2 protein-coding genes are annotated in these 724 nt (G+C 41.2%); both read right to left on the bottom strand.

The features are described 5' to 3' along the window. A partial coding sequence (locus BWI44_RS17595; protein WP_286815240.1) for a uroporphyrinogen decarboxylase family protein occupies nt 1-491 on the bottom strand: 491 nt, incomplete at its 3' end. Nucleotides 492-496: 5 nt separating this feature from the next. After that, the coding region (locus tag BWI44_RS17590) for a vitamin B12 dependent-methionine synthase activation domain-containing protein (RefSeq protein WP_286815233.1) at nt 497-724 on the bottom strand (228 nt) is incomplete at its 5' end.

Raw genomic sequence — 724 nt, 5'->3', positions numbered from 1 at the left:
AATAAAGTAGCAGTCTGAGGTTCAGTATATATCGCCATCATTATTTCAGTCATATCAAACAACCGTCCGGCAAGTGAATAAGGACCTATACAACCGGCAAAGACAGGTTTATTTATTCCGGCAGCAGCCATAGCATTCGCCTTCAGATACTGGGGAACTCTCGCACTATCCAAAGAAGGAATCTGTAATGCGTTCACCTCTTCAAATGAGGTCAACAAACGGCCTGTAACCGTAGGAACCTCATGTTCACTCATACAGAGTTGACTCCCGAAAGCTTCAGCTTCTACAGTCAGGTCCATAATGGCAGTACATGCCATAGCCTGGGGAAAGCGCTCATTCAAAGCATGAATAGCTTGGAAATGAACTTCACCATCAGTCACGACATCTAGTACTTTCTTACCTAATAATTCAATACCCGGATGAGTCATGATAGGCATAGACAAACTTTTATCAGAAGTAATTATATCTTCAATCCATTTTGATATATTCATGGCAATCACTTTTTTAATTTGTTTCTATTCTTATAGCAGTCTGCTTTGCCACAAAGCTCACAGCCATATTTACGTTTCACGATTCTCTCACCTACAGCAATTACTCCACTTACCGATTTAATGGGAGACATTAGAGAGGACTCACTCAACCGAACTCCACAAGGTTGTTCCGGCAGTAAAGAAAATAAAAACTTTTGCTGTGTCACATGCCAACCGCAATATCCCGGACTATA

Source organism: Bacteroides sp. Phil13 (assembly GCF_001940965.1).
GTDB classification, from domain to species: domain Bacteria; phylum Bacteroidota; class Bacteroidia; order Bacteroidales; family Bacteroidaceae; genus Bacteroides; species Bacteroides intestinalis.
This window is presented reverse-complemented; position numbering and strand designations above follow the sequence as displayed.